Raw genomic sequence first — 23,141 nt, forward strand, 5'->3', positions numbered from 1 at the left:
GCTCCTGTATGAGCCCCTTCGCTGGGGCATATCTGTTTCTGGGGCGTTGGTCTTGCTGTGATCGTTTTGTCTTGATGTTTTCTTATCTTCGTTCAGGGCTGCGGCCCGTCGGGCCGGTGTGGCAGGGCGCAAGCTGGTTGATTGCGCTGGGGGTGTTTGCGCCCATTGCCTCGCTGGCCTGGCTGGCGCTGGGGGCGGACTGGGCGCACTGGCAGGATCTGCTGCGCTATGTACTACCCGATGCCGCTGCCAATACGGCCTGGCTGCTGGGCGGGGTGGGCCTGGTGGTGCTGGTGGTGGGCACGGGCTGTGCCTGGCTGGTGACGGCCTGTGATTTTCCGGGGCGGCGCTGGCTGCACTGGGCACTGCTGCTGCCGCTGGCCATGCCGGCCTATATCGTGGCCTTTGCCTATCTGGATCTGCTGCACCCCATAGGCCCGGTGCAAGGGGCGCTGCGCTGGCTGCTGGGTTACGACAGCCCGCGCCAGTGGCGCCTGCCCGATCTGCGCTCCATGGGCGGTGCAATCTTTGTGCTGGGGTTCACGCTCTACCCCTATGTGTATATGACGGCGCGGGCCATGTTCATGACCCAGCCGGCGCATCTGATGGAGGCCGCTCGCTCGCTGGGTGAGACCCGCTGGGGTGCTTTTTGGCGCGTGGCTTTGCCCATGGCGCGGCCGGCGCTGGTCGTGGGCCTGAGTCTGGCGTTGCTGGAGACGCTCAACGATATCGGTGCGTCCGAGTTCCTGGGCGTGCACACGCTCACGGTGTCGATCTACACCACCTGGGTCACGCGCTCCGATCTGGCCGGTGCCGCGCAGATTGCCTGCTCCATGCTGCTGGCTGTGGTGGCACTGGTCTGGCTGGAGCGTCAGGGCCGCAGTCGTCAGCGCTTTGGCTCGGCCCAGCGCATGAGGGCCATAGCGCCGCACCGCCTGCCCCCAGGCAGCGCCTGGCTGGCCACGCTGGCCTGCAGTCTGCCGGTGCTGATCGGCTTTGCTGCGCCAGCGGCCTATCTGGCTTGGGAAAGCGGCAAGCGTCTGGTGCAGGGCTCGGGTGTCTCCGAGGGCCTGGTATCCAGTCTGCTCAACACGTTGGGGCTGGCGCTGGGTGTGACCGTGATCGCGGTGGCAGCGGGTCTTGTCGTGGCCTGGGCCACTCGCACCGGCGTCAGCACGCGAGCGCCTTCGCGCTGGCCAGCGCAGCTGGCGGCGCTGGGTTACGCCGTGCCGGGCACGGTGTTGGCCATCGGCCTGTTGACGCCGGCGCTGGCGTTCGACGCCGGGCTGGCCCAGCTGTTCGGCATGGACGGCCTGCCGCTGATGGGGCAGGGCATTGTGCTGGTGGCTGCCTGCGTGATTCGCTTTCTGGTCATGCCCGTGGGCGGTATCGAGGCCGGACTGGCCCGTATCCCGCCGACGCTGGAGCAGGCCTCACGACTGCTGGGCGAAAGCCGCCTGGGCACCCTGCGGCGCGTACACCTGCCGCTGCTGCGCCCTGCCATGGCCACCAGTGCCATGCTGGTATTTGTCGACGCCATGAAGGAGCTGCCCGCCACCTTGCTGCTGCGCCCGGCCGATTTCGACACCCTGGCCACCTGGCTCTATGCCGAAGCCGCGCGCGGTACCTATGAGGAGGGCGCGATCGCCGCGCTGTGCATTGTGGTCGCGGGGCTGGTTCCCGTCATGCTGCTGGCGCGCACGCAGCTGTCGGACGGGCAGCGATGAATACGCATGAGCATCGGCTGCGGTGCTTATTTATATTGCGCAAGCAGCTATTGAAAATGAATAGGATGAATAGGACTTATGCAAACAAGAATGCAAGAACGGCCTGCCTGCCCAGGCAGTCGTCTTGCCTGAACCCGTTTTTGCGTAAGTCGTATGAAGTGATTGCATGACCGCCTCTCTACAAATTGCGCAGCTGCAACTGGGCTACGACACGCCCAAGGGCTTGCACACCGTGCTGCAAGGCTTTGATCTGCAGGTGCCTGCCGGACATATCGCCAGCCTGCTGGGGCCCTCGGGCTGCGGCAAGACCTCCGTGCTGCGAGCGATTGCGGGTTTTGAGCCGGTGCGCGCGGGCAGCATTCATCTGGGCGAGGTATTGCTCTCCGGCCCCGGCACGCATCTGCCCCCCGAGCAGCGCCATGTGGGCATGATGTTTCAGGAGTATGGGCTGTTCCCGCATTTGACGGCAGTGCAGAACGTGGGCTTCGGCCTGCGCCGCATGGGCAAGCCAGAGCGCGACAAACGTGTGCAGGAGCTGCTTGCCGTGGTGGGGCTGGCGAATTCAGGCAGCAAGTTCCCGCACGAGTTGTCCGGCGGTCAGCAGCAGCGTGTGGCGCTGGCCCGCGCCCTGGCGCCGTCTCCGGCCTTGCTGCTGCTCGATGAGCCATTTTCCAATCTCGATGCCGCCACGCGCGAGCGCCTGACGCTGGAGGTGCGCGACATTCTGCGTGCCACCGGGCAGACGGCGATTCTGGTCACGCACAACGCGCAGGAGGCCGAAACCATGGCCGACCAGATCTGCAGGATGACGCCGGTCCAGCTCTGAGATTTAAAGAAGGACGCGGCCTGATGTGACGGTCACGGTGTGCCCGCCCACCCAGAGCTTGCCGTTGGCGGCGGTCTGGACATGAACCTGTCCGTCACGGCCCACGCAAACGCCTTGCGCGGCGATATAGGGCGTCTGCAGCAGACCTTCGCCCGTCAGCCATTGGGCCAGCGCAGCATTCAGGCTGCCGGTGACAGGGTCTTCGCTCGCGGTCTCCCCTATCAGGGCGCGCACTTCGAGGCGTGGCTGGGCTGGGGTCACTCTTTCTTGAACGGCTTCTTCGGCCTGCTTGGCAAAGGCGCGCGCTTCGCGGCTGGAGCGGCCTATCAGCACAGCCGCCTCTTCAGGCTCGTGAATCGCAGCCAGGCCCGCCTTGGCATCGAGCTTTTTGAGCGCCGCAAAATCGGGCTCCACCGCCAGCACGGTGTCCGGGTGATCGAGCAGCAGGCCCAGCCAGGGCGATCCGTTATCGAGGCTGCGTGCCATCAGCAGCTGCTCACGCTGCAGGCCCAGTGCCTGCAGAACGGGTGCCAGTTCCTCTTCGGAAATCTCCTGAGAGTCGAGTGAGGGTGCTTCGAAAAAAAGAGCGCCTTGTGCATTGCAGCCAATGGCCACCAGGCCTTTTTTGCACTCCTGCAGTACCCGCTCGGGGTTGCGCGGTTGTCCGCCCTGGGCCAGCCAGGCATGGCAGCTGCCCAGCGTGGGGTGGCCAGCAAAAGCCAGCTCGCCCGCAGGCGTGAAGATGCGCAGCTGGTAGTCGGCCCCCGCGGCCAGCGCTGCTGTGCTGGGCTGCAGCACAAAGGTGGTTTCCGACAGATTGGTCCAGCACGCAAAGGCCTGCATCTGAGCATCGCTCAAGCCATCGGCGCCCAGCACCACGGCCACGGGGTTGCCGAGCAGCGAGGTGTGCGTGAACACGTCCACGGTCATATAGGGACGGGATAGAGCGGCATGGGGGGCTGGAGCAGACATGGGCAGCGATTGTCGGCAAAAAGAAAAACCGGCGCTGCACGGAGGTTCGTGTCAGGCCGGTTGATGAGGCGCAACATATGTCAAGCGGTGTCAGAGACACCGAGGAAGCGCCGCCGCGCACCGAGGGTGTCGTCCCCCTCCCGCGAAGCGAGAGAGGGGGAAGGCGGGTAGCGCCTCAGGGGGAGCTTTCAGGTCAGAGGCTGGCCTTGATGGCCTCAGCCAGAGACTTGATGCCGACGTTGATCTGCTCGGCAGACACCGTCACGTAGGACAGGCGCAGCGTGTTGTTCTGTGCATCGCCGGCGTAGAAGGGCGCGCCGGGCACAAAAGCCATATTGCGCTCCACGGCCTTGGCCAGCAGGGCCTGGGCGTCCATGCCGGCAGGCAGCTTGACCCAGAGGAACATGCCGCCCACGGGACGTGTCCATTGCACGTCGAGGCCGGCCATCTCGCGCTCCAGGGCCATCAGCATCACATCGCGCTGCACCTTGTACATGGCGCGGATGGTGGGCACATGGCGGTCCAGGAAGCCGTCCTTGATGACTTCGGCCACCACGCGCTGGTTGAAGCTGGGGGTGTGCAGGTCGGCCGCCTGCTTGGCCTGGGTCAGCTTGCCGTACACGGACTTGGGCGCGACGATGAAGCCGATGCGCAGGCCCGGGGCCAGCACCTTGGAGAACGAGCCCATATAGATCACGCCCTCGGGGTTGCGTGCAGCCAGGGGCAGGGGAGGTTCCTGCTCGTACCAGAGGTCGCCGTAGGGGTTGTCCTCGACCAGGGGAATGTCCAGTTCCCTGGCCTTGTCGACCAAAGCCTGGCGGCGCGCATCGCTCATGGTGCGGCCAGTGGGGTTCTGGAAGTTGGGCAGCACATAGGCCAGACGGGCCTTGTCGGCGCCGCTGCCGATCTGCTTGGCAAAGTCGTCGATCAGCATGCCTTCGTCATCGCTGTCCACGCCCACGGCCACGGGCTCCATGGGAGTGAAGGCCTGCAGGGCGCCGAGGTAGGTGGGCTTTTCAACCAGCAGACGGCTGCCCTTGTCCAGGAACACCTTGCCGATCAGGTCCAGCGCCTGCTGGCTGCCGGTGGTGATCAGGATCTGCTCGGGATCGACACTCCAGGGCAGGAAGTCGGCAATCGCCTGACGCAGCGGGGCAAAGCCTTCGGTGGTCGAGTACTGCAGGGCTGCGGCACCGTCACGCTGCATCACGGTCTGGCAGGCTTCGGTGAACGCGTCCAGGGGGAAAGCCTTGGGGGAAGGCAGGCCGCCAGCCATGCTGATGATGCCGGGGCGGTCGGTCAGCTTGAGGATCTCGCGGATGGCGGAGGAATTCATCTTGGCAGCACGTTCTGCCAGCGTCCAGGTTGTCATAAACAGTACTCGATCTCTACGTTGCCAGCCCGGGCAGGGCTGGCCAGTGTGCATTCTCACGCCATTGTCGGGCATGTGCCGGCCTGAGCTTGGGGCTCGGGATGCATCGCTGCGGCGCACAAAGCGCTGCAACCATGCACCAGCAGGTGGGGCTTATTGTGTCGCGGCCGGTTTGCCTGTGTGGGCTGGCGGGCAATTGCGACGTTTGGTCTGCAGTCGGTGAGACCGCAGACCGTGACCATAGCCCTGTGTGGAGGGCGGCCAAGAGAGGTTGATGGACTCAATATACGCTTGAGACCATTACAGTACCTATACAGACAGTCTCACAATTATGGCTTCTGTATCGGTATTCGCTTCAATACAGTTCGCGGCCCATCACCATGTCCATCTCCCTGTCCCGCCAGGCGGCCCTGACCCTGACCCAGCAACTGGCCGAGCGTCTGGCCGAGCGCATACGCACAAGGCTTTTGCCCGCAGGTGCGCGCCTGCCTTCGGTGCGTGAATGTGCGCGCCAGCAAGGCGTGAGCCCCTACACGGTGGTGGCCGCCTACGACCTGTTGCAGGCCCAGGGACTGGTCGAGGCCAGACCGCAACGCGGCTTCTATGTGCGGGATATTGTGCAAAATCCGCTTCAAACGCAGGAAGGTAAAGCGCAGTTTGCTCTCAATGAGGGAGCGGTCAATACCCCGGTAGGCATCCCGCCGGGCACGCGCATCAACGCCACCATGCTGATCCGCGGCATGTTTGTGGAGAGTGTGGCCGGCAAACCCCAGCCCGGTGCCGGTGTGCTGCCCGCCGAATGGCTGGATGCCGGCTTTCTGGTGGCGGCCATGCGCAAGGTCACCAGCGGGCAGGCGCTGCGCGAATCGCTGGTGCGCTATGGCGAACCCATGGGCGACAGCCGGCTGCGCGAGGCGCTTGCGCGGCGCCTGCAGCGCATAGGCATCGCGGCGGGGCCGGGCCAGATCATCACCACCCTGGGCGCGACCCAGGCGCTGGACATTGTGAGCCGGGCTCTGCTGCAGCCCGGCGATCCGGTGATGGTGGAAGAGCCGGGCTGGGCCGTGGAATATGCGCGCCTGGCCGCCATGGGCATGCGCGTGCTGCCGGTGCCGCGTGGGCCCGAGGGGCCGGACATGGCGGTGATGCAGCGCTATTGCGAGACCATGGCCCCCAAGCTCTATGTGAGTGTCAGCGTGCTGCACAACCCCACGGGTTACAGCCTGAGTGCGGCCAGCGCCCATGAGGTGCTGCAGATGGCGCAGCGCCATGGCTTTTATGTGGTGGAGGACGATAGCTACTGCCATATCGCTGCCGATCACGCGCCGCGTGTGTCGGTGCTGGACCGGCTGCAGCGCAGCATCTACATCAGCGGCTTTGCCAAGGTGCTGGTGCCCAACTGGCGCCTGGGCTATCTGGCGGCGCCGCCCGAGCTGGTCGAGAGACTGCTGGACACCAAGCTGCTGTCCACCCTGTCCACGCCGACTCCCATGGAGCAGGCCCTGGCCCTGTGCATGGAGCAAGGCCAGCTGCGCCGGCATGCCGAGCGGCTGCGCCAGCACCTGGCCCAGGCACGCACGCGTAGCGTGGCGCTGGCCCAGGCGGCTGGCTGCCGTTTTGTGGCCGAGCCTGCGGGCATGTTCGGCTGGGTGGATACCGGCGTGGATACCGAGGTGCTGACCCAGCTGTTGCTGGATCAGGGCTATATGATCGCCCCGGGCGCCATGTTCCATGCCAGCCGGGGCTCCAGCACCTGCATGCGCATCAATTTCGCGACCACGCAGGACGCCGTCTTCTGGCGCGTCTTCGAGCGCGCGGTGGCCCAGATGCGGGCCCAGGCGCAGAAGTCCTAGCCCAGCTGGACGGGGCCCTGATGGATATGACAGCCGCCGCGCTGCAGCAGCTCGCCAAAGGCGTCGGACATCAGATAGTCGAACTCCACGGGGCGCTGCCTGCCTATGGCGTCGCCTGGCACCACTCCGCTGGCCGGGTGGCACATCAGCAGGCCGCCGGCCGCCATATGCGGCAGCCAGGCGGCCATCTGCCTGCCGTAGCTGGCCGTGTCGGGTGCATCAAAGCCATAGACGCCGCCAAAACCATGATTCATGGGAATGCCTGCATGGCGCAGCCGCCGGGTGGTGGCCCAGCCGCCCAGCAAGGCAATGACGGCAGCCTTGGGGCTGCGCCACAGACCTGCGGCCGGTGCCGTGGAGCGCACCCAGGGCATCTCGCGTGCGGCATAGCGGGCCTGGAGTTCCTGCTGCATGGCAGCGCGCAGGCCGGGCAACTGATGCACATGCTGGTGGCCGTCGATGAAGTCCGGGGCCGTGCCCATGACCCGCTCGAAAGCATCGAGCTGTTCGCGCCAGGCCTTGCGCATCAGATCTTGCGGCATCTGCCGTGCATAGGCCCGGCGCAGCACCTTGCCCAGTGCCTGGGCGTCATGCTGTCCGCCATGGTCTTCGGTCAGGTTGAAGTGCAGACCCACCGAGAGCCGGGGACGCAACTCCCGCAGTGCCGGCGCGGCTTGCGGCCACAGAGGCGAAGTGGTCATGCAGCTGGTGGCCGACAGGCGACCGGCAAGCGCCAGCTGCCGCACGGCGTCGTTCACCAGCGGATGCAGGGCGTAGTCATCGGCGCACAGCAGGATGGCGCGGGTGTTTTTCATGTGGTTCATGCGGCGCTGCTTGCCTTGAAGGCCCAGAACTTGCTCATGACAAAAGTGCCTATGGCCACCAGCACCAGCACGGCGGCCAGACTCCAGAAGTAATGCCAGTGCAGCCAGTTCAGGGCGATGTAGTACAGCGCCTCATTGGCGACAAAGGAAAGGCAGGCCACGGCAAAGAATTTCGCCACCACCGGCCAGCCCCTGGCCTGCGCTGCCGAAAAGGTGAGCAGGGCATGACCGTTGTAGCTGACCACAAAGGCCACCAGAAACGCCAGCACATTGGCCCGGAGCGGCGGCATGCCGCCAAGTGAGACCAGCAGGCCGACCACCGCCAGATGCGTGGCCGCTGCCGAGCCGCCCACCAGCACGAACTGCAGCAGCTGCGGCAGGCGGCGCAGTCGTTGCAGCGCGTGCGCGATCACGATGGCTCGCGCAGCGGGCTGCGGTCTTCGTCATGCGCCACCAGGTAAATGGGGCGACGCTTGACCTCTTCGTAGATGCGGCCGATGTACTCGCCCAGAATGCCGATGGACAGCAGTTGCACGCCCGAAAACAGCATGATGCTTGCAGCCAGCGTGGGCCAGCCGCGCAAAGGGTTGCCAAAGAACAGGGCTTCAATCGCAATCCACAGGCCGTAGGCCAGAGCCAGCAGGGAAATGCCGGCACCCACCATGCTCCAGATGCGCAGGGGCAGGGTGGTGAAGGAGGTCAGTCCGAGCAGCGCCAGCGATCCCAGGCGGCGCAGATTGAAGCTGGAGTTGCCTGCCGCACGGTCCTTGGGGACAAAGGGCAGGGCCGCGGTCTTGAAGCCGACCCAGGCGTACAGACCTTTCATGAAGCGGTTGTTTTCAGGCAAGGCCTTGAGGGCATCGACGACCTTGCGGTCCATCCAGCGGAAGTCGCCTGCGTTCGGCGGCATCTTGACCGAGCTGCCCGAGTTCATCACGCGGTAGAACAGTTGGGTGCCCATGCGCTTGGCGCCACTTTCTGCGCCGCGGTCGGCAATCACGCCGTAGACCATCTCGTAACCCGCTTGCCACAGCCCGTGCATCTCGCCGAGCATCTCCAGCGGATGCTGGAAATCGGCGTCGATCAGCAGCACGGCGTTGCCTCGGGCGTGGTCTATGCCGGCAGTCAGGGCGGCTTCCTTGCCATAGTTGCGCGACAAGGCCAGATAGCGCAGCGGAAGCTCCTGCGCCAGACGCAGGCTCAACTCATGCGTGGCGTCACGGCTGCCGTCGTTGACCACCACGATCTCGAAATCTGGAGTCAAAGTCCTCACCGTCTCGGCCAGCGCACGCAAAAAGCCCTCGATATTGGCCTGTTCGTTATAGGCCGGGACCACGCAGCTCAGCCTCAGCGGCTGGCGCGGCAATTGTGCTGGCGGGGCTGCGGGCGCATATTCGGCATGAAGATCGGTCATGGGCAGGATTTTCGCGCAAGTCTGTAACTGCTTGCTGGAGCCGGTCACGGTTCGTGTCGCCTCTAAGGGCCGTCGCTATACTCACGCCCCTAGGCAATGCTGCCTCTGCTCCTTTATTTCCTTGATCGTCTGATGACCGCTGTCCCACGCGAATCTCTTGTTCTTACCGGCCGTGCCGTTGCCGCCTTGCTTGCGGTGTACGGCGTGATCTGGCTGGCCATTCACTGGGTGACGGCCCTGGCCGCGCCCGGAGACAATGTGGAGCAGCTGATCTGGATTCACTCTCTGGAGCTGGGCTATTTCAAGCATCCGCCGATGCCGACCTGGATCATGGCTGCTTCTGCGGCCGTCTTTGGTCCGTCCATCGGGCTGACCTATGTGCTGGGCGGTGTGATCACGCTGGGTTCATTGGCGATTTTCTGGAAGCTGCTGTGCGATATGCGGGGCCAGGCCTATGCGAGCGTGGCTCTGCTGGCGGCGCTGAGCATCACCTTCTACTGCGGGCGGCTCTATTACTACAACCATAACGTCGTGATGATGCTGTGGATCTCGCTGGCCGCAGCACTGACCTGGCATGTCTCGCAGAAGCCATCCCTGGCGGGCTGGGCCTGCTTGGGCCTGGTCTCGGGCCTGGGCATGCTCAGCAAATATCAATATGTGCTGGCGTTGGGCGTGATAGGCCTGTGGTGGCTGCGCATTGGCGCCTGGAAGAATCCGGTGCATGTCAAAGGGGCAGCGCTGGCGACCGTGATCGGCCTGTTGGTGCTGTCTCCCCATCTGTACTGGCTGAGCACCCATGACTGGATGCCCATGCATTACGCCGAGCGTACTTCCCTGGGTCTGCACCTGGATACGGCCGCCCGCATCAATATGTCCTGGAAGTTCGCGGTGGACTGGATCTTCAACCGCTGCATGCCTGCCTGGATCGTGCTGGGTGTGGCTCTCTGGTGGGGACGGCGCAGGGCGGGCAAAACTGGCGTACAGACTGCGCCGGCACAGGTGACGCCGGTCGCTGCGGACAGGATGCTGCGCGAGTTCTGGTTGCTCTGGGGTCTGGTGCCGCTGCTGGCCATGCTGGTGCTGTGCCTGTTTACGGGCTCCTATCTGCATCTGCAATGGGGTACGGCCTTCATGTTCCTGTGCGTGCCTGCCGTCATGGAATGGGCTCGCTCTCCGCAGAGCTGGGGCTCAGCCGGGGACATGCGTGCCGCTTGGCTGACGTTCGGGGTTTTGCAGGCGCTGCTGCTGCTGCAGTTCTGGCTGGCTTCGCCCATGGGACTGTCGGGCTACAAGAGCAGTCATCAGAACCATATCCCCGTGAACAGGATCGTGGAAGGTCTGGCACCTGCGGCGCATCAGGCACTGGGCGGTCCTGTGGACATCATCATCGGCCCGCAGGCGCTGGCCGGGCGCATTGCCATGGAGTTGCCCGAGCGTCCACGAGTCTACGTGGAGCGCAATCTGCAATACAGCCCCTGGATTCGTGAGGACGAACTGCCGAACGCCCGCATCATCGAGGTGATGGTGGCACCGGACCCATTGCCCGAAGGCGTGACGCGAGCCTACGGTGTCTGGGCTTGGCGGCCCGTGAAGATTGCCAAGGGCGAGCACTGAGACTTGTCAAAACAAGCAAAGGCGGACCTCTGGCCCGCCTTTTTTGCTGAAGTTGCCGATTCGAGCCTAGCTGGCTGCGTGATAGATACGTGCGCGGCCGGTCTGCGATGCGCCGCGCAGGCTGCTTTCGTAGGTGCTGTCTTCGGCTGCAGGCACCAGGGCCTTGGTGCGGCGCTGGTTGAGCACGGAAAGCCGCGCCAACTGGTCGCGGACCAGGGAGATTTCGCGGTCCAGATTCTGTGCGCGCTCGCGCAGCGCAGGCGTCCAGTCGTCGGCCGAGAAGCGCTTGACGAGCTGGGAGAACGCCACCATGGCGTCACGCAGGCGGTTGCTGGACTGTTCCAGGGCGGATGCGTCCGGTGACTGCAGCGATGCCGAAACGGTCTGAATCACCGCATCCAGCGAATCGAGCATTTCCTGCAAGGTCATCGGGTCAGCCTCTGTTCGGGAGTTCAGGCTCGGGCGCTTCAGCCGCGAGCGTGAACCAGGAATTCTTCGGTATTGGCCAGCAGCTTGTCTGCCACGGCCTCGGCGTTGACGCGGAAGCTGCCATTGGCAATGGCTTCGCGCATGGCCTTGACGCGATCGGCATCAAAGTCGGTGTTGGTGCGGCTTTGGCTATCCAGGGCGCGGGCCGAGGACGAAAAGGACACGGGCACGCCGGCGGCGCGCTCGGACAAGCCTTTGGTCGATTCTTCGGTGGCAACCGTGGCTGCAGATTTCGGGGCCTGCTTGGCGGCTGCAGCGGTCTGCTGCAGCTCCGGCTTATTGCCTATCTTCATGCTGGTTCTCCAATCGCCCTGTATCGGCGTAGGGCGCTGTAGCCTTGCTTTCGACAAGGGCGCGTAAAACTTGAGGAATATTTGGCACGGTCTTAGAAGTGAGTGAACACTCTCTTGTTACTGAACCAGAACCACGCCACTGGCATTGACCGTTCCTGTGACAAGGCGGCCATTATCCATGCGCACCCGTACCTGTTGTCCTTCTCCGGCGGCAGTCATCGCCTTGCCCGAGCCGGCAACGCTGAAGCCGCCGCCGTTGATCATCACCTGCACGGGCGATCCCGCCGTGAACAAGGCTGGCGGGCGCACCATGTTCTGGCGCAGAGCCTGGCCGGATGCCAGCGGGCGGGCTGCGACCATGCCGATGAAGTCCTGGGCATTGGCGAAGACGGGGGCGCTGTCCTCGGCCCAGTCCACCTCCGCAGGGACTGCGTCCTCGGCGCCCAGGGTCTTGCCGGCCGGAATATTGCCCTGCGCCACCCAGGCCGGGCCATAGGCACGCACGGTGATGGGCAGAAACACATTCCAGGGCACGCTGCCCTGCACGCAGCGCAGGCCCAGTCGGGTGCGACCCCAGAGGCGGCTGCCTGCAGGCAGATAGGGCTCGACCTTGGCACAGGCCGCCAGACGCAGGCGCGAGTCCAGCTGGCCCATCTGGACCTCCATGCGCAAAGCCATGCCGTTGCCGGCCTGCACTGTCTCGGCGGATGGCTGGTGCAAAGCGGTGTCCACAAAGCGCTGTCCGATCTGGCTGAGCTGCGCCGCACCATCCTGGGCTTGTGCGCCGGCCGTCAGCAGCAACGCGCCCAGACCCCACGCCGCAGCCAGGCCCCGAGAGGGGCGAAGGCGCAGAAACAGGGAAAAGCGGCCAGACATGCATCAATCCTTTGAAGTATCCGCAGTCACGAAGCTGCAGACGACGCTTGCAAATATAGGCGCGACATGGCTTGCGCAATGGCTTGAAGTGCCAGCGCAATACCGCTTTCTTCGCGCTTTAGTTTGCGCTGCCGATTTTCATAATCCTCGCATGCCGCAGTCCGTGGGCTCCGGCATCCCCGAATTTTTGAAAGCGAGGCCGCAATGCTGAACAAAATGACCGAACGACTGGACTTCCAAAGCGAGGCGCTGCTCTTGCGCGCCGAGCGCCAGCGAGCCATTGCCAGCAATATCGCCAACGCCGACACCCCCGGCTATGTGGCGCGCGACTTCAACTTCCGTGAAGCCTTGATGGCCGCGACCAGCGGGCCCAAGCCCCTGACCCAGGCCAGTGTCACGACGGCAGGCCATATCCCGCTGCAGGCACAGATATCGGACGAGGCGCTCAAGGCCAAGCTCGGCTATTCGGTCAATTCCCAGCCCAGTCTGGACAACAACACCGTGGACCTGGATCGCGAGCGTGCCAATTTCGTCGATAACTCCGTGCGCTACGAAGCGACGCTGCGCTTCATCAACGGCCAGGCCAAGACCATGCTCAGCGCCATTCAAGGCCAGTAAGCCCAGGAGCTAAACCATGTCCATGTTTTCCATCTTCAATATCTCGGGCAGTGCGGTCAGCGCCCAGTCCCAGCGTCTGAACGTGGTGGCCTCCAATCTGGCCAACGTCGATGCCGTTGCCGGTCCCGACGGCAGCGTCTACAAGGCGCGTCAGGTCGTGTTTCAGACCGTGCCCATGGGCAATGACGGCAGCGCGGGCGTCAAGGTCAATGCCATCAGCGAGGACAACACGCCCGGCCGTCGCATCCACGACCCCAGCAATCCGCTGGCCGATGGCGAAGGCTATGTCACCCACTCCAACGTGAGCGCCGTGGACGAAATGGTCAACATGATCTCGGCCTCGCGCTCCTATCAGAACAACGTGGAAGTCATGAACACGGCCAAGACGCTGCTGCTCAAGACTCTGCAAATGGGCCAGTAAGCCCGGGAACACGCACATGATCTACGGCGCAAGCAGTGTGGACGGCACCACGACCAACACCACCAGCAATACCAAGAATTCGGTAACCGACCCCAACGAGGCCCAGGACCGTTTCCTCAAGTTGCTGGTGGCCCAGCTCAACAACCAGGACCCCATGAATCCCATGGACAACGCGCAAATGACCTCGCAGATGGCGCAGATCAACACCGTGACCGGGATTCAGCAGCTGAACCAGACCATGGCTTCCATGTCCGGCCAGTTCACGGCCATGCAGGTGCTGCAGGGCACTTCCATGATCGGCCGTACGGTGTTGACCGAGGGCAATACCCTGGGCGTGGCGGCCGATGGCACGCATACCGCCGCCTTCGATCTGGAAAACCAGGCAGCCAGCGTCAAGATCCAGATCACCACGGCCGGCGGCGAGCTGGTGGACACCATCGATCTGGGTGCCGGCGCAGCCGGGCGCAACTACTTCACCTGGGAAGGCAAGGACAAGTACAGCGGCGACGCTTCGCAGCTGCGCTACAGCGTGGTCGCCACCAATGGAGCGACCGCTGTGGCATCCACACCGCTGGCGCCCCATGCCGTGATCGCCACCAGCTCGGCCAACGGCGCGCTGTCGCTGGAGCTCGACAACGGCAGCAGCGTGGCTTATTCCGGCGTCAAGGCCGTTTACTGATTGAGGAACACATCATGGGTTTTCAACAAGGTCTCTCCGGTCTGAACGCCGCCAGCAAGAATCTGGACGTCATCGGCCACAACATCGCCAACTCCAACACCACGGGCTTCAAGGCCTCGCGTGCCGACTTTGCCGAAATGGTCGCCAGCGCCATCGGCTCGGCCAGCGGCCAGAGCAGCGGCATCGGTGTCAACGTGGCCAGCGTGTCCCAGCAGTTCAGGCAGGGCCCCATCACATCGACGGGCAACAACCTGGACATCGCCATCAACGGCAACGGCTTTTTCGTCGTCAAGCAAAGCGACGGCAGCATTGCCTATACGCGCGCCGGCAACTTCGGCCTAGACAAGGAGGGCAACCTCAAGACCGTGGACAACGACAATGTCATGGGCTATGTGGTGGATCCTTCGACCGGCAAGATCCAGTCGGGTGCCACGCCCGTGCCGATGAGCTTTCCCACGGGGCAGCCGATTCCCGCCAAGCAGACCTCCACGGTGAATGTGGAGCTGAACCTGGATGCGCGCGCCACGGTGGCCGCCGGCGACGCGACGGCCACGCCTCCTGTTGCCGCCACGCCGCGTGCCACCTACGGCACCTCGCTCAATGTCTATGACACCCAGGGCACGGCGATCCCGGTCAATCTGTATTTCGAGAAAGACGCCACAGGCAACACCTGGAATGTCTTCAACTCGCTCGATGCCACGGCCACGCCCATCGGCAAGGCCGTGTTCGACGCGAGCGGCAAGCTCACCAGCGTCACTCCCAATGCACCGACCACAGGTTCGGGCACCACGCTGAATCTGAGCGTCAGCGGCGGCACGGCCAATCCCAACGGCCTGCAGCCCTTCAATGTCGCGTTCGATTTCGGTGGTCTGACCCAGTTTGGTACCAAGTTTGCCGTCAGCAGCCTCAAGCAGGATGGCTATACCTCTGGCGCACTGACGGGCATCAATGTGGGTCGCGACGGCTCCATCGTGGCCTCCTACTCCAACGGCGTCACGCGCACCGAAGGCCAGATCGCGCTGGCAGCCTTTACCAATACCCAGGGTCTGGGCTCCATTGGCAACAACAAATGGGTTGCCACCTCCGACTCCGGTCCTGCGCTCAATGGTTCGGCCCAGACCGGCACCTTCGGCTCGCTGCAGTCGGGCGCACTGGAAGAGTCCAACGTGGATCTGACGGCCGAGCTGGTCAACATGATGACGGCGCAGCGCTCCTACCAGGCCAATGCCCAGACCATCAAGACGCAGGATCAGGTGTTCTCCACCCTGGTGAACTTGCGATAACAGCTAAGCCCCTGAGGCGCTTTGCGCCGGGGCTGCAAAAGCGATTGCTTTGACGGAAGGAAGGTCAGCATGGACAAAATTATTTATACGTCGATGACTGGGGCCAATGCGGCAGCCCAGCGTCAGGCCGTGCTGGCTCACAACCTGGCCAATGCGGGCACCAACGGCTTCAGGGCCGAGATGTCCACCTTCCGTTCGGTGCCGCTGCAGGGTTCGGGGGCCGGCACGCGCGTTTTTGCGCTGGAGGCAACCTCTGGCTATCAGGACACTCCCGGCCCTGCCCAGCGCACCGGCCGGGCGCTGGACGCCATGGCCATGGGTCGCGCCTGGTTTGCCGTGCAGGGCCTGGATGGTCAGGAAGCGTACACGCGCAACGGCGTTTTCGAGATCTCGCCCGAAGGGCAACTGGTCAACAGCAACGGCCAGGCCGTGCTCTCTGACGGCGGCGCTCCCATCGATATCCCGCCCGAGTCCACGATTTCGCTGGGCTCGGACGGCACGCTGACCGCCAAGACGGGCAATCAGCTGCCCGTGGCCGTGGGGCGCGTCAAGCTGGTCACGCCTCCCGTCGATGAGCCGCTGGTGCGCGGCGATGACGGTTTTTTCCGCGCGGCCCAGGGCGATGCGCTGCCCAACGACGAGACGGCACGTCTGCTGTCGGGCTCGATCGAAGGCTCGAACGTGAACTCCGTCGAAACCATGGTCGGCATGATCGCCGCCTCGCGCCAGTTCGAGCAGCAGATGAAGTTGCTGCAGACCGCTGAAACCAACGATAAATCCGCCAGCCAGCTGCTGAGCTTGAACGGCTGATAGCCAAAGGAATACGTCATGATCAATTCGCTGTTCATTGCCAAGACCGGCATGGAAGCCCAGCAGACGCAGCTGGACGTGATTTCGCACAATCTGGCCAACGTCTCCACCACGGGCTACAAGCGCGCGAATGCGGTTTTCGAGGATCTGATCTATCAGAATCTGCGCCAGTCCGGTTCGCAAACGACCGAGCAAAATCAGCTGCCGACCGGCCTGCATCTGGGCCTGGGCGTGCGTACCGTGGCCACCAGCCGCAACTTTCTGCAAGGCAGCCTGCAGCAGTCGAGCAATGCGCTGGATGTGGCCATCAACGGCAACGGCTTCTTCGAAGTCAATATGCCGGACGGCACGATTGCCTATACCCGCGATGGCTCGTTCGAGGTCAATGCCCAGGGCCAGTTGGTGACCTCCAGCGGCCTGCCCGTGGCCAACGGCATCACCATCCCCAACGGGGCGACCAAGGTGTCGATCAGCAATGACGGCGTTGTGAGCGTCACCATGCCCGGCCAGGCCGCGCCGCAGCAGGTGGGCAATATCGCCATGAGCCAGTTCATCAATCCCGCCGGCCTGGAGCCGCGCGGCCAGAACCTCTACATCGAGACCGCCTCCTCGGGCCAGCCCCAGCAGGGCACGCCCGGCACCAACGGCCTGGGCACGATTCAGCAGGGCTATCTGGAAGCCTCGAATGTGAATGTGGTCCAGGAACTGGTGACCATGATCCAGACGCAGCGCGCCTACGAAATGAATTCCAAGGCAATCCAGACTTCCGACCAGATGCTGGCCAAGCTGGCGCAGCTCTGATTGATTGCTATGTATTGAGGAGCTTATTGCGCTTGATAAATATGATTTTCAGATGCAATATGTGTCGAAATATATGTGTATCAGGCGCTAATTGCTCCTATTTAAGTAGCGTGCATTGCGCACGCGAGGGCACAAGGGGCCAAGCGCCTGACTGCCAAGGACTTGCCGTCATGTTCAAAGCCATTGTTTCCCATTGCCCACCGGTCTGTGCCCTTGCTGCGGCCCTGCTGGTTTCGGGCTGCGTCACGCTCAATCCGCCGCCGCCCGTGGATATGCCATCCACCGCACCTCCCGTGCTGCAGCCGCGCGAGCAGACGGCCCAGGCGCCCACCGGAAGCCTGTTCAACGCCAGTCGTTACCGGCCCATGTTCGAGGATCAGCGGGCTCGCATGGTGGGCGACTCGGTGACCGTGAATATTGTGGAGCGAGTCTCTGCAGGACAGAGTACGGACTCCAAGGTGGGGCGCTCCAATGACATGACCACGGGCATCACCAGTTTTCCTCTGATCAAGGGCAGTGCTGGAAAGGCACTCTCAGATGCGCTGAGCATGGGAGTCGATAGCAAGAACGACTTCAAGGGCTCCGGTGCGACGAGTAGCAGCAACTATTTCACTGGCTCCATCGCCACCACTGTGATCGACGTGCTGCCCAACGGTCATCTGGTGATTGCCGGCGAGAAGCAGATTGGCGTGAACCATAACGTCGATGTGCTGCGTTTCACGGGCACGGTGGACCCGCGCTCGCTGCGTCCGGGCAGCACCGTGGCATCGACCCAGGTGGCCAATCTGCGCGTCGAGTCGCGCAGCCGTGGCCAGGCTGGTGAAGCCCAGTCAATTGGCTGGTTGTCCCGGTTCTTTTTGAACGTTATGCCGTTCTGATTCTTCCGAGAATGGGCAGTATGAAAGTACTGTCCACGCTCCTGTCACTGCGCTCTGCGCACACCGCCTTGCTGGTGGTCGCAGCCCTTGGCGCCAGCGGGCTCACCCTGCCTGCGCATGCCACACGCATCAAGGAGGTTGCCGCCATCCAGGGCGTGCGCAGCAACCAGTTGACAGGCTACGGTCTGGTGGTCGGCCTCGACGGCACGGGCGATCAGACCACGCAGATGCCCTACACCAAGCAGGCGCTGGCCAATTACCTGGAGCAGATGGGCATCGCCCTGCCGGCCTCAGGCAATGCGGCCCAGCTGCAGCTCAAGAATGTGGCGGCGGTGATCATCACGGCCGAGCTTCCGGCCTTTGCGCAGCCCGGCCAGGTCATCGACATCAACGTCTCCTCCATGGGCAATGCCAAGTCGCTCAAGGGCGGCACGCTGGTGGCGACACCGCTGCGCGGCGCGGACGGCGAGATCTATGCACTGGCCCAGGGCAATGTGGTGGTCGGCGGTGCCGGGGCTGCGGCCGGCGGCTCCAAGGTGCAGGTCAATCACCTGAACGCGGGCCGCGTGCCGCAGGGCGCGCAGGTGGAGCGTGCAGTGCCCACTCCCGTCAACCAGGGCAACACGATCACGCTGGGCCTGAATCAGACCGATTTCCAGACCGCCGACAAGATGGTGCGCGCCATCAACCAGCGCATGGGCGCGGGCACGGCCATGGCATTGGACGGCCGCACGGTGCAGGTCAATGCCCCCATCGATCCGGGCTCGCGCGTGCGCATGATCGCCGAGATTCAGGAGATGCCCATCGAGACCTCCAAGCCGGCGGCCAAGGTGGTCATCAATGCGCGCACCGGCTCCATCGTGCTCAATCAGGCGGTGACCCTGGGTCCCTGCGCCATTGCGCACGGCAACCTGTCCATCACCATCAGTACCACGCCGGTCATCAGCCAGCCCGCACCGTTCTCGCAAGGGCAGACCGTGGTGGCGCAGAAGTCCGATATCCAGCTCAAGCAGGAGCCCGGCAAGGTCATCAACATGCCCAATTCGCCCCAGCTCACCGATGTGGTGCGGGCGCTGAACTCACTGGGCGCCACGCCGCAGGATCTGCTGGCCATCCTGCAGGCCATCAAGGCCGCAGGCGCCTTGGACGCGGAGCTGGAGGTGATATGAGCACGTCATTGCCCCATTCTTCATCCCTGGCGGCCAGCAATGCGCTGGCTGTCGATGCACGTTCGCTCAATGCGCTCAAGACGGCGGCCGGCGAGAACAGCCCTCAGGCCGCACGCGAGACCGCCAAGCAGCTCGAATCGCTGTTCATGCGCGAGATGATCAAGAGCATGCGCGAGGCGACCATGAAGTCCGGCCTGCTCGACAGTGCGCAGGGCAATCTCAGCACCGACCTGCTGGATCAGCAGCTCTCAGTGGCCATGGCGGGCCAGCCCGGCGGCCTCACCGATGCCATCAGCAAGCAACTGGCGCGCAGCATGGGGGTCGACGCCGCCGAGGAAGCCGAAATTGCCGTGCCTTCCACCCTGAGCCTGAGCCGCAATGCCTGGCGCAATGTGGGCAGCAACGGCGCCTGGAGCGGCAGCCGCAGCCAGGCTGTGCAATCGATCAACGCCTATGCACCAGCTCCCAAAGGGCGCGACAACTTCGTGACGGCGCACACCGGCGCAGCGCAGCGTGTGGCCAGCGAGAGCGGCATCCCGGCTCACTACATGATCGGCCAGGCCGGGCATGAGACGGGCTGGGGCAAGAGCGAGATCCGCAACAAGGACGGCAGCAACTCGTTCAATCTGTTCGGCATCAAGGCCGGGGGCAGCTGGACGGGCAAGGTCGCCGAAGTCACCACCACCGAATACATCAATGGCGCGCCCAAGAAGGTGACGGCCAAGTTCCGCGCCTATGACTCCTACGAGGAGTCTTTCCGCGACTACGCACGTCTGATCGGCAGCAATCCGCGCTACGAAAAAGCCATGGCCCAGACCGGCTCTGCCCAGGCCTATGCCAGCGAGTTGCAAAAGGCCGGCTACGCCACCGATCCGGCCTATGCGCAAAAGCTCAGCCGCGCCATCCAGAGCGTGGCCCAGGTCACAGTCGCCAGCGCCGGCAACAGCAGCGCCAATGTCGCAAGCCGTCTGGGCGCCAGTGCCCGTGCAGCCCAGATCAACAAGATCACCGAGAACCAGTCATGAGTCTTCTGAACGTGGGCGCGCGCGCCCTGATGGCCAACCAGATCGCCCTGCAAACCACGGGGCACAACATCGCCAACGTCAACACCGCCGGCTATTCGCGCCAGAGCGTGGCCTTCCAGACCTCGGCGGGTCAGAACATCGGCAATGGCTATATCGGCAATGGCTCCGATGTGACGACCATCTTGCGCAACTTCAGCGAGCTGCTCAACCGTCAGGCCACGGCGGCCACCGCCGCCAGTGCTGCGGACTCCGCGCGTTCGAACTCGCTCAACCAGTTGCAGGAAGTGTTCTCCGGCGGAACCAACGGCCTGGGCGCGGCCATCAACGACATGATGAATGCGTTTGCCGATGTCAGCAGCGCGCCTACCGACTCTTCGGCACGTCAGGTGGTGCTGACGCGCATGAGCGAACTGGCCGCGCGCTTCCGTTCGGCTTCGGCCCAGCTCGACGAGATGGACTACAGCACGCGCCAGCAGATGAGCAATGACGTGAATGTGGTCAACAGTCTGTCCCAACAGGTGGCGGCGCTCAATGGCCAGATCAGCAGCGCCATCGCTACGGGCCACACGCCCAATGACCTGCTCGATCAGCGCGACCAGCTGGTGCGTGACATCAACAAATACGTACAGACCTCGCAGGTCGATGCAGGCGATGGCTCCATCAGCCTGTTCGCGGGCGGCAGCCAGCCGCTGGTGCTGGGACAGAGCGCTGCCAAGCTCAGCCTGCAGGAGTCCACGCAGTACCCCGGCAGCGGCAAGATGAGCCTGTATTTCCAGCAGCAGGGCGGGCAGCCCGTGGAGCTGACTCCAGCCATGGCTGGTGGCGGCGAGATTGCCGGTCTGCTGCAGTTCCAGAACAACGACCTGAGCGAGGGACGAAACCTGCTGGGGCGCATGGTGATCTCGATCGGCGATACGCTCAATACGCAAAACCAGCTGGGCCTGACCTTGTCGGGCCAGAAAGGCGGGGCGCTATTCAATATTCCGATGACGGCCACGGGCTCCACCACAGGTGCTCAATGGGTACAGCCCGATACGCCCACGGTCACGGTCAAGGACTCAAGCGCGCTCAAGGCTTCGGATTACAAGATCGTTTTCGGCAACGATGCGCCCAAGGGCAAGGTGGTTCGTCTGTCGGATGGCCAGACCACGGCCTTCAACGATCTGACGGACCTGCGCAGCATGACGATTGACGGTCTGCAGTTCGATCTCAAGAACGATGGCCAGGCCGGCCAGTCCGTGCTGTTCAGTCCTGTGGCATCGGCGGCGCACGATATTCAGACCATGGTGCATTCCGGCAACGATCTGGCGGTGGCCAATCCGGTGTCGGCCAAGATCAACTCGCTGGGCGATGCGGCCGTCCGCATGTCCAGCCTGAAGGTGGGAAAAGGCTTCGATGCCTCTGCCTTTCCTGCAGGAACCACCCTGTCTTTCGCTCCTGATGGGGCGGGTGGCATGACCTACACCATCACTCCTGCCCCCAGTGGCGTGGCTGCGACAGGCGCCTATGTCTCCGGGCAGGCCATCGAGCTGGCTCCGGGGCTCAAGGTGACGCTCACCGGCACGCCTGCAGTGGATGGTGCCACCAGCGATACCGTGAGCTTCGGCCCCAACAGCTTCTACAGCTCGGATACGGGCAATGCCAGCTCCTTCCTGTCGTTGCGCGACGCCGTGATCTTCGATGGCGCGACCACGCTCAGCGACGGTTTTTCCACCGCCATGGCGCAGATCGGCACACGCACGCAAAGCGCGGCCTACGCAGCCAAGTTGTCCGACTCGATTGCCAAGAATCTGGAGGGCGATCGCACCGCAGTGTCCAGCGTCAATCTGGACGAGGAAGCCGCCAAGCTGCTGCAGTACCAGCAGTCCTACCAGGCCTCGGCCAAGATGCTGCAGGTGGCTCAGGGCATTTTTGACAGCGTGATCCAGGCCGTTGGCCGTTAACCCCCTACAGCCGGAGAACAAGCATGAGCATCAACCGCATTGGCACGGCCAATATGTATGACAGCACCATCAACAACCTGGGCTCGCGTCAGAGCAGCCTGGTGGACCTGATGGAGAAAACCACGGCGGGCAAGCGCGTGCTGCGCGCCAGCGACGATCCTGTGGCTGCGGCCCAGGCCGAGCGTGCGCGCACGCGCATCACCCGTTCCGAAAATGACCAGCGTGTGCTCGGTGCCCAGCGCGATGTGATCGCTCAGGGGGAGTCCGAGCTGGGCAAGGCCTATGGCGCGTTGCAGGATTTTCGGGATCTGCTGCTGGGTGCTGGTAACGGTTCGTATGACTCGGTTGCGCGCGACGCCCTGGTCCAGCAGCTGCAGAGCCTGCGTGACCAGGTTCTCGGTTATGCCAATGCCAAGGACTCCAACGGCTTGCCGATCTTTCGCGGGCTGGGCAGTCCCGATACACCGCTGCTAAGCACGCCTCCGGGCTCGAGCAGCCAGCTCAACCCTGGGCAGAACACCGGCAGTGACAACGGCCTGCCCATCTCCCTGGATGGCCATGCGGCCTGGCTGAACGTGCCTACCGGCAACGGGGTGTTTGTGGTGAACGGCGCTGCCTCCAATTCCGGCAAGGCCTGGGCGGATGCGGGATCGGTCACCGACCCGAGCAAGGTCACAGGCGATAGCTACACCCTGGTATTCACCAAGGATCCGACTACCGGTGAGGTCAGCTACGAGATCAACTCCAGCTCGGCCACGGCGACCAATCCCGTGGTTCCGTCCACGCCCTACAAGGAAGGGCAGGCGATTACCGTCGGCGGTCAGCAGATCAGCATCAAGGGGGCTCCGGCCGACGGCGACAGCTTCACCATGTCTCCAAGCACACGCACCGATATTTTCAGCGTGCTGGATCAGGCCATTGCCACGGTCAAGGGCGGCACGGGAGGATCGACCGCATTGCAGCAGGGTCTGGGGCGCGCCTTGAGCGAACTGGATTCGGGAATGAACCGGGTGCAGGCCATGCGCAGCTATGCCGGCGACCAGCTCAAACGTGCAGACGGCCTGGAGTCCGACATGAAGGATCAGGCACTGACACAGGAAGGAGCGCGTTCGCGTGCCGAAGATATCGATATGATCACGGCGCTGTCGCAAGTGGAGACGCAGAAGGTGGGCTTGCAGGCCGCCCTGCAGTCCTATGCACAGATGCAGAAGCTTTCGCTGTTCAACTACATCGGCTGATTCCGGCGGGCTCTGT

23 protein-coding genes are annotated in these 23,141 nt (G+C 63.7%); 15 read left to right on the plus strand and 8 right to left on the minus strand.

The window, feature by feature from the left end; translation table 11 throughout:
- The first annotated feature begins 74 nt into the window (after positions 1-74).
- Together QYQ99_RS13315 and QYQ99_RS13320 are read left to right on the plus strand one after the other, a co-directional pair.
- Positions 75-1,727, plus strand: coding sequence for an ABC transporter permease (locus QYQ99_RS13315; RefSeq protein ID WP_302093042.1), 1,653 nt, complete (start codon positions 75-77; stop codon positions 1,725-1,727).
- 166 nt (positions 1,728-1,893) lie between these two features.
- Positions 1,894-2,553 (plus strand): ABC transporter ATP-binding protein, encoded by a 660-nt coding sequence (locus QYQ99_RS13320; protein WP_034353083.1) that lies wholly within the window; start codon positions 1,894-1,896, stop codon positions 2,551-2,553.
- Between the two features lie 3 nt (positions 2,554-2,556).
- Here the strand turns inward: QYQ99_RS13320 and QYQ99_RS13325 are convergent, their stop codons facing one another.
- Positions 2,557-3,483: a PhzF family phenazine biosynthesis protein gene (locus tag QYQ99_RS13325; protein WP_437439078.1), complete on the minus strand. Its 927-nt coding sequence runs from the start codon at positions 3,481-3,483 to the stop codon at positions 2,557-2,559.
- 235 nt (positions 3,484-3,718) lie between these two features.
- Positions 3,719-4,897, minus strand: coding sequence for a PLP-dependent aminotransferase family protein (locus QYQ99_RS13330; protein WP_302093044.1), 1,179 nt, complete (start codon positions 4,895-4,897; stop codon positions 3,719-3,721).
- Positions 4,898-5,277: 380 nt separating this feature from the next.
- Here QYQ99_RS13330 and QYQ99_RS13335 point away from each other — a divergent pair, with 380 nt between their 5' ends.
- The gene (locus QYQ99_RS13335) at positions 5,278-6,750 is read left to right on the plus strand and encodes a PLP-dependent aminotransferase family protein (protein WP_302093045.1); all 1,473 of its coding nucleotides are present in this window, start codon (positions 5,278-5,280) and stop codon (positions 6,748-6,750) included.
- Here QYQ99_RS13335 and QYQ99_RS13340 read toward each other — a convergent pair.
- Genes QYQ99_RS13340 through QYQ99_RS13350 form a run of 3 tightly spaced genes read right to left on the minus strand, consistent with a single transcriptional unit; the run spans position 6,747 to position 8,988 of the window.
- Entirely contained in the window at positions 6,747-7,574 is an 828-nt protein-coding gene (locus tag QYQ99_RS13340) for a ChbG/HpnK family deacetylase (RefSeq protein ID WP_302093046.1), read from the minus strand. The two genes, QYQ99_RS13335 and QYQ99_RS13340, sit on opposite strands and share 4 nt — an antisense overlap.
- Positions 7,571-7,987 carry a GtrA family protein gene (locus QYQ99_RS13345; protein WP_437439071.1) on the minus strand — a complete coding sequence of 139 codons (417 nt, stop codon included), beginning with the start codon at positions 7,985-7,987 and terminating at the stop codon, positions 7,571-7,573. Before QYQ99_RS13345 ends, QYQ99_RS13340 begins: the two co-directional genes overlap by 4 nt.
- Entirely contained in the window at positions 7,984-8,988 is a 1,005-nt protein-coding gene (locus QYQ99_RS13350; protein ID WP_302093047.1) for a glycosyltransferase family 2 protein, read from the minus strand. The genes QYQ99_RS13345 and QYQ99_RS13350 overlap by 4 nt, the downstream gene beginning before the upstream one ends.
- Before the next feature lie 132 nt (positions 8,989-9,120).
- Between QYQ99_RS13350 and QYQ99_RS13355 the strand changes: the two genes are divergently transcribed.
- Complete coding sequence (locus tag QYQ99_RS13355) at positions 9,121-10,602, plus strand: glycosyltransferase family 39 protein (protein WP_302093048.1); 1,482 nt, start codon at positions 9,121-9,123, stop codon at positions 10,600-10,602.
- A gap of 66 nt (positions 10,603-10,668) precedes the next feature.
- On the opposite strand, the gene QYQ99_RS13360 is transcribed toward QYQ99_RS13355, so the two are convergent.
- The 3 genes from QYQ99_RS13360 to flgA form a co-directional block, all read right to left on the minus strand.
- A complete protein-coding gene (locus QYQ99_RS13360; protein WP_302093049.1) occupies positions 10,669-11,031 on the minus strand; it encodes a hypothetical protein in 363 nt (120 codons plus the stop codon).
- A gap of 38 nt (positions 11,032-11,069) precedes the next feature.
- On the minus strand, positions 11,070-11,384 hold the full coding sequence (gene flgM, locus QYQ99_RS13365) for a flagellar biosynthesis anti-sigma factor FlgM (RefSeq protein WP_302093050.1): 315 nt from the start codon (positions 11,382-11,384) through the stop codon (positions 11,070-11,072).
- A 117-nt stretch (positions 11,385-11,501) separates the two neighbouring features.
- A complete protein-coding gene (flgA, locus tag QYQ99_RS13370) occupies positions 11,502-12,260 on the minus strand; it encodes a flagellar basal body P-ring formation chaperone FlgA (RefSeq protein WP_302093051.1) in 759 nt (252 codons plus the stop codon).
- Between the two features lie 204 nt (positions 12,261-12,464).
- On the opposite strand from flgA, the gene flgB reads away from it, so the two are divergent.
- The 11 genes from flgB to flgL all read left to right on the plus strand — a co-directional run bounded on the left by flgB (position 12,465) and on the right by flgL (position 23,125).
- Entirely contained in the window at positions 12,465-12,878 is a 414-nt protein-coding gene (flgB, locus tag QYQ99_RS13375) for a flagellar basal body rod protein FlgB (protein WP_302093052.1), read from the plus strand.
- 16 nt (positions 12,879-12,894) lie between these two features.
- On the plus strand, positions 12,895-13,299 hold the full coding sequence (flgC, locus tag QYQ99_RS13380) for a flagellar basal body rod protein FlgC (protein ID WP_003059205.1): 405 nt from the start codon (positions 12,895-12,897) through the stop codon (positions 13,297-13,299).
- Between the two features lie 16 nt (positions 13,300-13,315).
- A complete protein-coding gene (locus QYQ99_RS13385; protein WP_302093053.1) occupies positions 13,316-13,978 on the plus strand; it encodes a flagellar hook assembly protein FlgD in 663 nt (220 codons plus the stop codon).
- A 14-nt stretch (positions 13,979-13,992) separates the two neighbouring features.
- On the plus strand, positions 13,993-15,261 hold the full coding sequence (gene flgE / locus QYQ99_RS13390) for a flagellar hook protein FlgE (RefSeq protein ID WP_302093054.1): 1,269 nt from the start codon (positions 13,993-13,995) through the stop codon (positions 15,259-15,261).
- 69 nt (positions 15,262-15,330) lie between these two features.
- Positions 15,331-16,071, plus strand: a complete 741-nt coding sequence (locus tag QYQ99_RS13395) for a flagellar basal body rod protein FlgF (RefSeq protein ID WP_182285477.1) — start codon at positions 15,331-15,333, stop codon at positions 16,069-16,071.
- 18 nt (positions 16,072-16,089) lie between these two features.
- The gene (gene flgG / locus QYQ99_RS13400; protein ID WP_302093055.1) at positions 16,090-16,872 is read left to right on the plus strand and encodes a flagellar basal-body rod protein FlgG; all 783 of its coding nucleotides are present in this window, start codon (positions 16,090-16,092) and stop codon (positions 16,870-16,872) included.
- Positions 16,873-17,042: 170 nt separating this feature from the next.
- Positions 17,043-17,750: a flagellar basal body L-ring protein FlgH gene (locus tag QYQ99_RS13405; protein ID WP_302093056.1), complete on the plus strand. Its 708-nt coding sequence runs from the start codon at positions 17,043-17,045 to the stop codon at positions 17,748-17,750.
- A 20-nt stretch (positions 17,751-17,770) separates the two neighbouring features.
- Positions 17,771-18,919, plus strand: coding sequence for a flagellar basal body P-ring protein FlgI (locus QYQ99_RS13410; RefSeq protein WP_302093057.1), 1,149 nt, complete (start codon positions 17,771-17,773; stop codon positions 18,917-18,919).
- Positions 18,916-19,944 carry a flagellar assembly peptidoglycan hydrolase FlgJ gene (gene flgJ, locus QYQ99_RS13415; protein ID WP_302093058.1) on the plus strand — a complete coding sequence of 343 codons (1,029 nt, stop codon included), beginning with the start codon at positions 18,916-18,918 and terminating at the stop codon, positions 19,942-19,944. Before QYQ99_RS13410 ends, flgJ begins: the two co-directional genes overlap by 4 nt.
- Positions 19,941-21,887 (plus strand): flagellar hook-associated protein FlgK, encoded by a 1,947-nt coding sequence (gene flgK, locus QYQ99_RS13420; RefSeq protein WP_302093059.1) that lies wholly within the window; start codon positions 19,941-19,943, stop codon positions 21,885-21,887. The genes flgJ and flgK overlap by 4 nt, the downstream gene beginning before the upstream one ends.
- 23 nt (positions 21,888-21,910) lie before the next feature.
- A complete protein-coding gene (flgL, locus tag QYQ99_RS13425; RefSeq protein ID WP_003077974.1) occupies positions 21,911-23,125 on the plus strand; it encodes a flagellar hook-associated protein FlgL in 1,215 nt (404 codons plus the stop codon).
- Positions 23,126-23,141 lie beyond the last annotated feature (16 nt).

The organism is Comamonas testosteroni, from assembly GCF_030505195.1.
Classification (GTDB): Bacteria; Pseudomonadota; Gammaproteobacteria; order Burkholderiales; family Burkholderiaceae_C; genus Comamonas; species Comamonas testosteroni_G.